This is a genomic window from Mesorhizobium sp. M7A.F.Ca.ET.027.03.2.1, from assembly GCF_003999175.1.
In the GTDB taxonomy this organism is placed as follows: domain Bacteria; phylum Pseudomonadota; class Alphaproteobacteria; order Rhizobiales; family Rhizobiaceae; genus Mesorhizobium.
The window spans coordinates 1-12750 of record NZ_RZOM01000001.1 but is presented as its reverse complement, the minus strand read 5'-3'; the positions used below and the strand labels follow the sequence as shown (position 1 = coordinate 12750).

At 63.9% G+C, this 12750-nt stretch carries 11 protein-coding genes; all 11 read right to left on the bottom strand.

The window, feature by feature from the left end; genetic code table 11:
- Positions 1-191 precede the first annotated feature (191 nt).
- Positions 192-494, bottom strand: coding sequence for a DUF982 domain-containing protein (locus tag EN750_RS00055; RefSeq protein ID WP_127269540.1), 303 nt, complete (start codon positions 492-494; stop codon positions 192-194).
- Between the two features lie 259 nt (positions 495-753).
- Positions 754-978 (bottom strand): alkylphosphonate utilization protein, encoded by a 225-nt coding sequence (locus EN750_RS00050; RefSeq protein WP_013529641.1) that lies wholly within the window; start codon positions 976-978, stop codon positions 754-756.
- A 365-nt stretch (positions 979-1343) separates the two neighbouring features.
- Positions 1344-2156 carry an NAD(P)-dependent oxidoreductase gene (locus EN750_RS00045; protein ID WP_127395258.1) on the bottom strand — a complete coding sequence of 271 codons (813 nt, stop codon included), beginning with the start codon at positions 2154-2156 and terminating at the stop codon, positions 1344-1346.
- A 3-nt stretch (positions 2157-2159) separates the two neighbouring features.
- Complete coding sequence (locus EN750_RS00040) at positions 2160-3362, bottom strand: pyridoxal phosphate-dependent aminotransferase (protein ID WP_127395257.1); 1203 nt, start codon at positions 3360-3362, stop codon at positions 2160-2162.
- Positions 3359-4978, bottom strand: coding sequence for a hydantoinase B/oxoprolinase family protein (locus EN750_RS00035; RefSeq protein WP_127320509.1), 1620 nt, complete (start codon positions 4976-4978; stop codon positions 3359-3361). The genes EN750_RS00040 and EN750_RS00035 overlap by 4 nt, the downstream gene beginning before the upstream one ends.
- Positions 4975-7068, bottom strand: coding sequence for a hydantoinase/oxoprolinase family protein (locus EN750_RS00030; RefSeq protein ID WP_127395256.1), 2094 nt, complete (start codon positions 7066-7068; stop codon positions 4975-4977). Before EN750_RS00030 ends, EN750_RS00035 begins: the two co-directional genes overlap by 4 nt.
- Positions 7065-8735 carry a thiamine pyrophosphate-binding protein gene (locus EN750_RS00025; RefSeq protein WP_127395255.1) on the bottom strand — a complete coding sequence of 557 codons (1671 nt, stop codon included), beginning with the start codon at positions 8733-8735 and terminating at the stop codon, positions 7065-7067. The genes EN750_RS00030 and EN750_RS00025 overlap by 4 nt, the downstream gene beginning before the upstream one ends.
- A gap of 95 nt (positions 8736-8830) precedes the next feature.
- Positions 8831-10261, bottom strand: coding sequence for an FAD-binding oxidoreductase (locus EN750_RS00020; RefSeq protein ID WP_245481872.1), 1431 nt, complete (start codon positions 10259-10261; stop codon positions 8831-8833).
- 32 nt (positions 10262-10293) lie between these two features.
- Complete coding sequence (locus EN750_RS00015; RefSeq protein WP_127395254.1) at positions 10294-11058, bottom strand: amino acid ABC transporter ATP-binding protein; 765 nt, start codon at positions 11056-11058, stop codon at positions 10294-10296.
- Positions 11059-11069: 11 nt separating this feature from the next.
- The gene (locus EN750_RS00010) at positions 11070-12149 is read right to left on the bottom strand and encodes an amino acid ABC transporter permease (protein WP_127395253.1); all 1080 of its coding nucleotides are present in this window, start codon (positions 12147-12149) and stop codon (positions 11070-11072) included.
- Positions 12150-12152: 3 nt separating this feature from the next.
- Positions 12153-12750 (bottom strand): ABC transporter permease subunit (locus EN750_RS00005; protein WP_127395252.1); only part of this gene is annotated, 598 nt, incomplete at its 5' end.

Here is a 12750-nt window from a genome sequence, read left to right as displayed (position 1 = left end):
AAGAAATAAGAATTTCATAAAGATTTTTGCGCGGGCTCTTCCCGACACTCCACGCAGGGATTGTCGCCCAAGACACACGGCTACAGGATTGCGATTTCCTTGCGAGCTGCCGGAAACGCGAAAGCCCGGCTGAGGGCCAGCCGGGCTTTCTATGGTGGTGTGGCTTTAGCCGCCACGGAGAACATCAATCTTCAGGCGGCGTAGCCGCCATAGCCACGCGCAACGGCGTGCACGCCCGCCACCGGCTCGAGGTCCGGCCACAGGATGCCGGCGGCTTGCGCGAATTCGAGCAACGCCCGGCGCGCCTGCTCGACGCTCACATAACCTGGAACGGCCAGATCACATGTCTCCACCGCGTTTCGGTAAAGCGGGCCGCGGCGGGAGGTCGTCCAATTGGTGAGGAAATCGTGCATTTCGGCCAGCGAGGCAATCTCGCGCTTGAAGCCGAGGCCGACCGACAGTGCGACCGGTGAATGAAACAGCTTGTCGTGCATGAAGCGGGCTCCTGGTTTTTCGCGCGCTTGGAGAGATATCCGGGCGAGTCCGCGAACGGGACGCCGTGAAACGCGCAATGAGGCCGGAGGTTCCAGCTTGGGACTTGGCGATTTTTTTGATTGTGCCTGGTCGGCGAAGTTATCAATTCGCAGCGCAACGACCGGGTGCCGGCCGCTCAACGGCTCCGCAGCCCCCTTGGCGACGGCAGGCTCTCCAAAATCCCGAAGGAGCCATCGAGATCGCTTGCCGCCTTGAGGCTCACGCCTTCTTCACGAACTCGGTCTTGAGCACCAGGCCTTTCACTTGCTTGGTATTGCATTCGATCTCGCCGGGATTGCCGTTCAGGCGAATGGCCTTCACCAACGTGCCGCGCTTGATCGTCTCCGAAGTGCCTTTGACTTTGAGGTCTTTGATCAGCGTTACGGAATCACCGTCATTCAATTGAGCGCCATTGCTGTCGCGCACGATTACATCGTTCGGCATGCCATCTCCTGTGATTTGGATCCCACTACCAGATCAGGTGAGAATCCCAAAACCGATGACGACCGGCAACCGTCAACATTTCAGGCGGCCATCTGGTGGCCGACGTGGAACATGTGCGACGAGAAGCGCGCAGCGCATAAATCTCTAAGCCTTCGACGCCCATGGTGGATGAAATGCTTGCGCGGGAAGGTCGGGCATCGTCTGCAGGTACCGCTGCCAGATCTGATCCATGACCGTGGTCAGCGTGGCACATCGAAGCCGGCGCCGCCGACAACCTCCTCGATCTCCGCCACCATGCGTGAATCCATCGCCTGCCGCATCTCGGCTTCCGGTCTGCGCCATCGAGCGGATTGGTATTTCGATAGCTACGCCCGCTTGTCGTCCGGATGGCCAAGCTCGCAGAACCACCCGCCCAGATACTGCACCGATGGCGCCTTGGGATCCGGAATCTGCGTCTTCCCCTCGACCGCTGCGCGGAACGGCTCGGCACTATCCTGCGGAGAAAACCCCAGATGGTTGGCGCCGCTGTTGTCGACCGTTTTCACCTTGTTGTCGGAAAGGCCGAAGGAGATCGTATGGCCGACGCGCGGCGCGGTGAGAGCTGCCTCGACCAGACGCACACAATCGGCGAAGGAGAGGTATGACCACAGCATGCGACGGTCCGCCGGTTCGGGGAAGGACGAAAAGATGCGCAGGCACGCCGTCTCGATGCCGAACTTGTCCCAGTAAAGCCGGCTCAGGCTCTCGACGAAGTTCTTCGACACGCCATAGAGGCTGTCGGGACGCACCGGCGCGTCGACGCCGATATGCGCCTCGACCTCGTGATAGCCGACGGCATGCACGGAGGAGGCATAGATGACTCGTTTCACCCCGTGTTTCCGGGCGCCCTCGTAGATGTGATAGGAGCCGCGGATGCTGGAATCCAGGATGGTTTGCCATTCGCATTCGAGTGGTGCGCCGCCGAAATGCACGATCGCGTCGCAATCCTTGGTGGCGGCAATCGTCGCCTCCATATCGGCGAGGTCGAAGACCGCTTCTTCCTCGTGTGGAGCAAGATCGCCGAACGGTTCGCGGCCGGCCAGGCGGATCGTTTTTGCCAGCGGCACCAGCCCCTTTCGCAGTTCCGAACCGAGGCGGCCGGCCGCGCCGGTGATCAGGATGCGTTCGTAATGCGGCATGATTTACTCCACTTGCGCGACGGCGGCGTTGATGCGCGCGATCGCTTCGGTCAGCACCTCTTCGCCGGTCGCGGTCGAGATGCGGAAATAGGGGGAAAGTCCATAGGCGGCGCCCGGCACCGAGGCCACGCGCCCTTCGTTCAGGAGATAATTCGCCACTGCCGTGTCGTCCTCGAGCACGACGCCTTTTGGGGTCCTGCGGCCGATCAGGCTGGCGCAGCCGATATAGGCATAGAAGGCGCCTTCCGGTGGCGAAAGCGTAAGACCGTTGATCCGCCTGATGCCGTCGACGACAAGGTCGCGGCGCGCCTCGAACGCCTGCCGAAAGCGTGCCACCTCGTCCTGGGGGCCGTTGAGCGCGGCCACCGTCGCCGCTTGCGCGATCGAGCAGACGGACGTGCAGGACTGGCTCTGGATGATCGCCATCGCCCTGGTGAGCGGCGCCGGCCCGGCGGCATAGCCGACACGCCACCCGGTCATCGCATAGGATTTGGAGACGCCGTTGACGATCAGGGTGCGGTCCCTGAGTTCCGGGCAAGCCTTGCCGAAGGAGACGAAGTCGCGTCCGTCGAACAGGATGTGCTCGTAAATCTCGTCGGAAAGCACCAGCACCTGCGGATGCCTTGCCAAAACCGCTCCGAGTGCCCGCAGGTCCGATTGCGAATATATGGCGCCGGAGGGGTTGCCGGGCATGTTGAGGAACAGCCATTTCGTCCTTGGAGTGATGGCTTTTTCGAGCAGCTCCGGCGTCAGCCGGAAGCCCGAAGTTTCCGGGCACTCGATGAGGACAGGCCTGCCGCCGAGCAGCTTCACCATCTCGGGATAGGAGACGAAGTAGGGCGCCGGCAGGATCGCTTCGTCACCAGACTCCAGCGTCGCCATCAGCGCGTTGAAGATGATCTGCTTGGCGCCATTGGCCACGACGACGTCGTCCGCCGTGTAGTCCAGTCCGTTTTCGCGGCGGAACTTGCCGGCCACGGCTTCGCGCACCTCGGCCGTGCCGGCGGCACCCGTGTATAGCGTCTGGCCGGCCTTCGCGGCGACATGCGCCGCTTCGATGATATGGCTCGGTGTCGGGAAATCCGGCTCGCCCAGGCCAAGATCGATCACGTCGACGCCCTTGGCGCGCAGGGCCCTGGCTGCCTGCGAAGCAGCCATGGACGCCGACGGCTTCACCGCAGACAGGCGCGAGGCAATGTAGCTCATTTGCCGTTCTCCGAAATGTATTCCTTGGAGCGGTCGTTCGCCCGCGCCTCGGTGCTGCGCTTGGACGGATCGCCATAGCCGCCGCCGCCCGGCAATTGGAGGATCAGCCGACGGCCGGCCGGAACATGCTGCCAGCCTTTAGGTCGCATCTGCGTGCCATCGTCCAGCCTGACCACGCCGGCCACTCCAGGTCCGCCGCCGTTGCGCCCGTGGGCGGGATGATTGACGCGGTCGAACATGGCCGAAAAGTCGAATTCATGGCCCTCGATCGCCTCGATTTCGATAACCTGCCCGAGCCCGCCGCGGAACTCGCCGTCGCCGCCGGAATCGGGCCGCAGTTCCTTGCGCCAGATGACGATCGGGCCGGTGTGCTCCGTTGCCTCGATCGGCATCGTATGGACGCCGGAGGGGAAAGCCGTCGCCGACAATCCGTCGAGACCGGGGCGCGCGCCCATGCCGCCGGAATTGAACATCAGCACCTCGGCGCGGCGGCCCGAACCGCCGGAGACCGGCCGAACCGAGATATGGATGTTCCACAGTGCGCCGGCGCCCTCGGCAAGGATCTTGCCGGGCATCGCCTTGGCGATCGCGCCGAGCACCAGATCGGGAACCATATGGCCGAAGATGTGCCTGAGCGCCACCGGCGCCGGCCGCACGGCGTTCAGGATGTTGACCGGAGACGACACGGTGAAGAAGGCGAGCGACGCGGCATTGTTAGGAATATCGGGCGCCACCACGCATTTCAACGCGTAGCAGGCATAGGCCTTGCTGTAGATGATCGGGCAGTTGATGCCCCATCGGCTCATCGGGTCGGTACCGGTGAAATCGACCTCGACGCCGGCGTCCCGAACAGTGACGGTCGCCGCGAGTTTCACCGGCTCGTCGTAGCCGTCGGTCACCAGCGCGTTCGACCAGCTGCCTTTGGGCATCGCCTTGATGCGTTCGACCATGGCGTCGCGGGTGCGCGAGAAGATGAACTCGCCAAGCCCGTCCAGCGATGCCAGGCCGATCTCCTTCATCATGTCGACGAGGCGTCGGTGGCCGACTTCGTTGCAGGCGGCGAGTGAATAGAAATCGCCGACGACCTGGTTCGGCTCGCGGACGTTGGCGCGCAGGATCCTGACGAGATCGAGATTGACCTTGCCCTTCTCCGCGAACTTCATGATCGGGATCTGGATGCCTTCCTCGTAGACCGACTTGCCGTCAGCGCCAAAGCCGCGCCCACCGACATCGACCACATGCGCCGTGCAGGCGAAGAACGCAACCAATTCGCCGTTCAGGAACGACGGCGACACCATGGTGATATCGTGCAGGTGGCCCGTGCCCAACCAGGGGTCATTGGTGACGTAGGTGTCGCCCTCGAACATGGTTTCGCGCGGGATTTCGTTCATGAAATGCAGCACCGCCTCGGCCATGGTGTTGACATGGCCGGGCGTTCCCGTCACCGCCTGTGCCAGCATCTGGCCGCGGGGATCGAACACGCCCGCCGACAGGTCGCCGGATTCGCGCACCGATGTCGAGAAAGCCGTGCGCAGCAAGGTGAGGGCCTGCTCCTCGACCACCGAGATCAACCGGTTCCACATAACCTGCATGCGGATTTCACTGATGTCGCTCATGCCTGGCTGCCTTTGCGGATCAGAAGGATCGCTCCGTCGCTCTGGATGACGGCGTCGAAGCTCGTGGTGACGACGGTGGACGTCTCGCGTTCGACGATGATGACCGGGCCCGCCACCCGATCGCCGGTGCACAGCCCCTCCCGTTCGACGATGCCATAGGTCCGTGGCGCACCGCTGGCCGGATCGAACACCGCGCGGCTTGTTGCCGGCTGAGTGGTCCGCTTGCCGGTGATCAGCTCGTGCCTGGCGACAGCAGGCCGGACATCCGTCGCCTTCACGGACCAGGTGACGATCTCGATTTCCAGGCCGCCAAGTCCTTCGATGGCGCGGCCGAAGAAGCGTTGGTAATTCGCCTGGAACAAATCCTCGAGCGTGGTTGCGGCATCATTGCCGAACGGCTCGTCCGGCAGCGGCACGGGGATTTCCCAGCCCTGGCCGGCGTAGCGCATGAAGGCGGTGATTTCGCATGTGATCGTACCGTTGGCCCCTGCCCGCACGAAGCTTTCGGCTGACACTTTGAGGTCATCGAGCAAAGCATTGGCCTCGGCCGGCTTGAACTGCGACAGCCGCGTCAGCCGGGATGCCAGGGCTTCGTAGCCGAACGGAGCCTTGAGGAAGCCGATCGCCGATCCGACGCCCGCGCCCTTGGGGACGATGCACTGGTCGATGCCGAGTTTCTCGCAAAGCCTTGCGGCGTGAAGCGGGGCCGCGCCACCGAAGGCGATCATCACGTTGTCGGAAATGTTTTTGCCGTTTTCGACGGCATGGACGCGGGCGGCATTGGCCATGTTCTCGTCCACCACCTCGCAGATGCCGAAGGCCGTCGCCATGGCATCGAGCGACAGGCGTTCGCCGACATCGCGCAGGATCGCCTGTTCGGATGCGGACGTGTCCAGCCTGATGGCGCCGCCGGCGAAATTGTCGGGATCGAGCTTGCCGAGCACCAGGTCGGCATCTGTGATGGCCGGGCGCCTGCCGCCGCGGCCGTAGCAGGCCGGGCCAGGTTCCGATCCGGCACTTTCGGGACCGGTCTGGATGCGGCCCATGGCGTCGACCCAGGCGATCGACCCGCCGCCGGCGCCGATCTCGATCATCTCGATCACGGGAATGGAGATCGGCATGCCGGAACCTTTGCAGAAGCGATAGGTACGCGCCACTTCGAAGGTTCTGGCGGTGCGCGGCGCATAATCCTCGATCAGGCAAATCTTTGCAGTGGTGCCGCCCATGTCATAGGAGACGACCTTTTCCAGGCCGAATCGCCTGGCGATGTCGGCGGCGAAGATGGCGCCGCCGGCCGGGCCGGACTCAACGAGGCGCACGGGAAATTCCGAGGCCGTCTCCACCGAGATCAGACCGCCGCCCGAATGGATCATGAAGACCGGGCACTCGGCGCCCATCTCCTTCAAGCGGGTCTGGAAACGCGCGAGATAGTCCGCCATCTGCGGCCGCACATAGGCGTTGGCGCAGACCGTGTTGAAGCGTTCGAACTCGCGCATCTGCGGCGAGACTTCGGCGCTGATCGAAATCGGGATGGTAAGCTTGCGGGACAGGATAGCGCGTGCCCGGCGCTCATGATCAGGGTTGGTGTAGGCATGGATGAAGCCGATCGCCACGGAGCCGAAGCCGCCGGCCGCGATCCGGTCGGCAATGCCTTCCAGGGCGGCTTCGTCGAGCGGCTGAAGCTCCTGGCCTTCCGCACCGATCCGGCCCTTTACCGTGAAACGGTGCTCGCGCGGGATTAGCGGCGCCGGCAGCTGCAGGTCGAGGTCATACTGCTCGAAGCGGTTTTCCGTGCGCATCTCGATGACATCGCGGAACCCTTCGGTGGTGACCAGCGCGGTCTTGGCGCCACGGCGTTCGATGAGCGCATTCGTCGCCAGCGTCGTGCCGTGGATGATGATGCCGATCTCGGCAAGCGCGATACCGGCATCGCGCGTGACGACGGCAATGCCGTCCAGGATCGCCTGCTCGGGCGCCGCATAATTGGTCAACACCTTGGTGGAGAAGATCGTTCCCCTGAGGTCGAGCGCGACGTCGGTGAACGTGCCGCCGATGTCCGCGCCGAGACGGATGTCGTCTTTGGAGGTCATGCCTTGGCCTTCTGGGAAGCGAGCGCGGCGTCACGCATCTGGGAAAGGGTCTGTCGGGGCGTCAGCGCTTCGGGAGATATGGCGATGTCGAGGACCGCTCCCGTCACGGATCCGAGCGCCCGATCGAACGCCGCCGCGAAATCGCGCGTCGCCTCGACCCGCTCGGCATGGAAGCCATAGGCCTTTGCCAGTGTCACGAAATCAGGGTTTTCGAGCGACGTGCCCGAAACGCGCGCCGGATAGTGGCGCTCCTGATGGGCGCGGATCGTGCCGTAGATGCCGTTGTTGAGGATCAGCACGATCGGCTGCGCGCCAGCCTGCATGGCGGTTCCGAGTTCCTGGCAATTCATCTGGAAGTCGCCGTCGCCGGCAAAGCAGACGACCGTGCGTTCTGGAAACGCAACCTTGGCGGCAATTGCCGCCGGCAGGCCGTAGCCCATGGCGCCAGACTGCGGGGCGAGCAGCCGTGCGTCCGGCCCGAACTTGAAGAACTTGTTCGGCCAGACGGTGAAATTGCCGGCGCCGTTGGTGAGAATGACGTCGGCAGGCAGGTTTTCGCGCAGCCAGGCGCTGACCTCCACCATGTCCACCGGGCCGGGCTGGACGGGCGCGCCGAATGTCCCTTCATAGGCTTTGCGGGCCGCGGCGCGCCAGTCCGCCCAGCCGCCTTTGACGGGCGTCAACGCCCGGGCAAAAGCGTTCGGCCCGGCATGGATACCGATGGCCGGCACATAGATCTTGCCGATCTCGCGATCGGAGCCATGGACATGGATCAGTTTCTGGCGCGGCACCGGCACGGACAGCAGCGTATAGCCATCCGTGGTCATCTCGCCAAAACGCACATTGACGGCCAGGATCACGTCGGCCTCGCGGAGCAGGGCTTTGACATGCGCCACCATGCCGACGCCGGCCTCGCCGACAAAGACCGGCGAATGGTTGTCGAACTGGTCCTGATAGCGAAAGGCCGCCACGACAGGAATGTCGGAAGCCTCTGCGAAAGCCTGTAGCGCCGCGCGTCCGTCCACGGTCCAGTTGGCGCCGCCCATGAGCAGGACCGGCCTCTCGGCCTTGGCCAGCAGCTTGAAGGCCGAAGCGATCGCTTCCGGCGCCGGTGCCGGCTCGAAAATGGCCGCCGGTGCGCTGAGCGGAGCCGCTTCAGTCATGGTGGTCAGCATGTCCTCGGGCAGCGCGACCACGACGGGACCAGGTCGTCCGGTCAATGCGGTCGTCCATGCCCGCGCCACAATCTCGGGCAGGCGCGCGACATCGTCGATCTCGACCGCCCATTTGGCGACCGTGCCGAACACCGCCCGGTAGTCGATTTCCTGAAACGCTTCGCGGCCCTTCATGTCGGTGCCGACCTGGCCGACGAACAGGATCATCGGCGAACTGTCCTGCATGGCCGTGTGAACGCCGATGCTGGCGTTGGTGGCGCCTGGGCCGCGCGTCACGAAACAGATGCCTGGCGAGCCGGTCAACTTGCCGTAGGCCGAGGCCATGAACGCCGCGCCGCCTTCATTGCGGCAAAGCGTGTAGTCCAGCTTTCCCTGCGTGTCGTGCAGCGCGTCCAGGACGGCCAGATAACTTTCTCCGGGCACGCCGAAGCTCCTGGTCGCGCCAAGCCCGATCAGGCACTCGACGAGAAGGCGGCCGCCATTGCGGATCATGCTTCGACATCCTCACTTTGGCGGCAGGTCGATCGAGCCTGCCTTCGGTTCATAGGTGCACGCAGGCGGTTCGGGGCGAAATCAAGAAATGCCGTCTATTCGAAAGTTTTTCTTTGCCGAGCAGCGTGCACCAGCACGCCCGGATTCATCGTGTCCCGTGGATCGAATGCATCCTTGAGCCGCGCCATGAGTTCGCGTTCCAATGGACTGCGGTTTCGGTCGGCCATGGCGATCTTTGCGCGGCCAAGTCCATGCTCGGCCGCGAAACTGCCGCCCATTTCCGTGGCGAGCGACGATAGCGCCTCGGCGAACCGCTCGGCCTTGCCGTCAAAATCGGCGCGGCCTTCCGGCGGCGACAGATTGTAGTGGATGTTGCCGTCGCCGAGATGCCCGAACGGGTTTATCCGCACGCCGGGAAGAATGTCGTCGCAGATCTCTGCGCCGGCCTCGACGAAACGGGCGATAGCGCCCGGAGGCACCGAGATGTCGTGCTTCAGCTGCTCTCCTTCCAGCCTCTGTCCTTCCGGCTGCTCCTCTCGCAGCCGCCAGAATTGTGCGCGATGCGCGCCCGTCGCCGCCAATGCTCCGTCCAGCACCAGGCCTTGCTCCATGCCCCACTCCAGCGCCGAAGCCAGTATCTCGTCGAGCGGAACGCGGGGGGCGCCCGATGCCAGTTCGACCAGCACATAGACCTCGCCGCGTGCCTCCAACTGGTAGGCGAGGTCGGGCAGGTGTTTGAGGGCCAGTCCCAGCCCGATGTCGGAGAAGAACTCGAGCCCGGTCAGGAATTCCCCCACCTCGCCCCGCAGAAAGGTGCCAAACGAAACCGCCGCGGCGAAATCGGACATGACGACAAGCGCGCTCGCCTGCCGCCGCGGCATCGGGTAGAGCCGCAGGATCGCGCGCGTCACGATGCCAAGCGTTCCTTCCGCGCCGCAATAGAGCTTGCGCAACTGGTAGCCGGCATTGTCTTTCTGCACCGCGCGCAGCCCGTTCCATATCGCCCCGTCAGGGGTCACGACCTCCAGGCCAAGCACGAGGTCTTGCATCATGCCATACCGGAATGCCTGGCTGCCGCCGGCATTGGTGCCGACCAGGCCGCCGATCCTGGCGCTGCCTTCCGCGCCGAGATGCATCGGAAACATCAGGCCGTGCGGTTCCAGCGCCTCGTGCAACGCGGCAAGCACGGCTCCCGCCTCGACGAGGATCGAGCCGCTGTCCAAGTCCGGTTTGCCGATCGCCGTCATGCGCGAAAGCGAAACGATCACCGCATTCGGCCGATCGGCGACGGCGCCGCCGCAAAGCCCGGTGTTGCCGCCTTGCGGCACGACCGCCAGGCCGGCCGCGTGGCATGTCTTTACGACACTGGCTACTTCGGAGGTATCCGCAGGCCTGGCCACGCCCAGAGCCGCGACGCCGTAGCGATCGAGCCAATCGCGCTGATAGGGCCTTGCATCGCTGCCCGAAAGCCAGCCTTTCGGTCCGAGCATCTCGCGCAAGGCGGTGACGGGATCAGTCACGGACATGGCTGCGGCCTGACGCGGGATCGTTGCATCGATCAGTGACCAAGCACCTGCGACAGGAACTGCCGCGTGCGCTCGTTGCGGGAGGAGGTGAAGAATTCATCGGGAGGCGCCTGTTCGACGATCTCGCCTCCATCCATGAAAATTACCCGGTCGGCAACCCGGCGCGCAAAACCCATCTCATGCGTGACGCAGATCATTGTCATGCCTTCAGAGGCGAGCGTGACTATGACGTCGAGCACTTCCGCGATCATTTCCGGGTCGAGCGCAGAGGTCGGCTCATCGAACAGCATGATCTCGGGCTGCATGCAAAGGGCACGCGCTATCGCGACCCGCTGTTGCTGGCCGCCGGACAACTGACCGGGATACTTCATCGCCTGTTCGGGAATGCGTACCTTCTCCAGATAGCGCCGGGCGGTCGCCTCGGCATCCGCGCGCGGCACCTTGCGCACGATCATGGGCGCGAGCATGCAGTTCTCCAGCACCGTCATGTGTGGAAACAGGTTGAAGTGCTGGAACACCATGCCGACTTCCCGCCTGATCCCGTCGATGTTGCCGACATCGTCGTTGAGCTCGGTGCCGAGCACGGTGATCCGGCCGCCATTGTGCTGCTCCAGACGGTTGATGCAGCGGATCATGGTGGACTTGCCGGAGCCGGACGGGCCGCAGACGACGATCCTCTCGCCGCGATCCACGGACAAGCTCAACTTTCGCAGCGCCTGGAATGTCCCGTAATATTTGTCGAGATTTTCGATCAGCACCGCGGGGCCGCTGGATCGGGGCGAGTTTCCTGAAAGCACGTAAACGCCCCCTATCGTTCGCCGACCGACATACGGCGCTCGAGAAAAGCGCCATAGCGGGACAGGCTGAACACGAAGATGAAGTAGATGAAGGCGATGAAGGCATAGACCTCGACATAGGCGAAGCGCCACTCGCCGGTGCCGTAGGCGGCATTGCCGGAGGCCAGGATCTCGAAGAAGCCGACGATGATCACCAGCGAGGTTTCCTTGAACGAGATCACGAACTGGTTGATCGTCGCCGGCAGCGCATTGCGCATGGCCTGCGGTAGAAGAATGCGGCCGACGCGCTGCCAATAGCGCATGCCAAGCGCCATGGCTGCCTCTTCTTGCCCACTGGGAACGCCCTGCATCCCACCCCTGACGATCTCCGCCTGATAGGCGGAAAAAAACAGGGCCGAGCCCAGGATCACCCGGTACAGCTTGTCGCCCACCAGCCATTGCGGCAGTGCGAACGGCAGCACGATGGCGAAGGTGAACAGGATCGAGATCAGAGGCAATGAACGCACCCCGTCGATAATGAGGCCGGAGGTGCGGGAAATCCATGGCAGGCCGGAGCGGCGCAGCAGCGCCAGGCAGATCGCCAGCGGGAAGCCGATCAGGCAGGTGGTCACGAAGATGAACAGGGTCAGCGCCAGTCCGCCCCAGGCCTCCTCGCCGACATAGGGCAGACCAAGCACGCCGCCCTTCATCAGCACGTAGAAAAGCGCCGTTCCGGCTCCCCATACGAGTGCGATGCGGCGACCCGACCAGAAGGCTGGAACGCAACTTAGCACCGTCATGACCACGACGATCAGGCAAGCCAGGGCCGACCGCCACTGCTCGTCATAGGGATAGAGGCCGAACAGGATGATGCGCCATCGCGCGGCAATGACCGACCAGCAGGCTCCCGCCGCCGCCTGGCAGGCTTCGGGTCCGCCGCTCGTCGTGAAGACAGCCGAGAAAACCGCCCAATTCAGGAGCTTCCAGGCCAGGAAGACCATGACCGCCAGGGAAGCCAGCGACAGCAATGCCTGCAGGGGCGTCGCAAAGAAGCGCCGCCTCAGATCCTCGATCTTGCCAATGGCAGGAGGGGCGACAACGACCATTTCCATCCCTCACCCCCTCAACTGGTTGCCCTTGAGGGCGATTGCTTTGTTGATGCGGTTGAAGATGGCGGCGAGGCTGAGGTTGATGACGAGGAAGCCAGCCATCAGGATGCCGATCGCTTCGATTGTCTGGCCGGAATGGTTGATCGTCAGCGCCACGATCATGAAGAAATCGGTGAAGCCCACCGCGATGCCCATTGTGGTCGCCTTCATCAGCCAGACATACTGGTTGGCGAGGATTGGCAGCATGGCGCGTAGTGCCAGCGGCAGCCGCACCAGCATGAAGACCCGCCACGGGCCGAGGCCCAGGGAAAGAGCCGCCTCGACCTGGCCCTTGCCGACAGCCTTGAACCCGCCGCGCACGATCTCGGCGATGTAGGAGCCGCCATAGATGGCGATCGCGATGGCCAGTGTCGCAAACTCCGGCGGAATGCGCAGGCCGCCTCGCAGATTGAGACCTTGCAGCGCCGGAAAATCGAGTAGCGGCGAGTCGGCCAGGCGGCCGGCCACCAGAACGATGGCCGCGCAGGCAAGTGCCGCCGCCGTGCCGGCAAGCTGAATGCCGCCACGCTGGCCGACCGGCAGGCTGAGGCGCGATGTCCTGCCC

What these genes read in the sequence shown, in the direction of transcription:
- EN750_RS00055 (WP_127269540.1), bottom strand. Translation starts at nt 494, where the DNA reads ATGCACGACAAGCTGTTTCATTCACCGGTCGCACTGTCGGTCGGCCTC.
- EN750_RS00050 (WP_013529641.1), bottom strand. Translation starts at nt 978, where the DNA reads ATGCCGAACGATGTAATCGTGCGCGACAGCAATGGCGCTCAATTGAAT.
- EN750_RS00045 (WP_127395258.1), bottom strand. Translation starts at nt 2,156, where the DNA reads ATGCCGCATTACGAACGCATCCTGATCACCGGCGCGGCCGGCCGCCTC.
- EN750_RS00040 (WP_127395257.1), bottom strand. Translation starts at nt 3,362, where the DNA reads ATGAGCTACATTGCCTCGCGCCTGTCTGCGGTGAAGCCGTCGGCGTCC.
- EN750_RS00035 (WP_127320509.1), bottom strand. Translation starts at nt 4,978, where the DNA reads ATGAGCGACATCAGTGAAATCCGCATGCAGGTTATGTGGAACCGGTTG.
- EN750_RS00030 (WP_127395256.1), bottom strand. Translation starts at nt 7,068, where the DNA reads ATGACCTCCAAAGACGACATCCGTCTCGGCGCGGACATCGGCGGCACG.
- EN750_RS00025 (WP_127395255.1), bottom strand. Translation starts at nt 8,735, where the DNA reads ATGATCCGCAATGGCGGCCGCCTTCTCGTCGAGTGCCTGATCGGGCTT.
- EN750_RS00020 (WP_245481872.1), bottom strand. Translation starts at nt 10,261, where the DNA reads ATGTCCGTGACTGATCCCGTCACCGCCTTGCGCGAGATGCTCGGACCG.
- EN750_RS00010 (WP_127395253.1), bottom strand. Translation starts at nt 12,149, where the DNA reads ATGGAAATGGTCGTTGTCGCCCCTCCTGCCATTGGCAAGATCGAGGAT.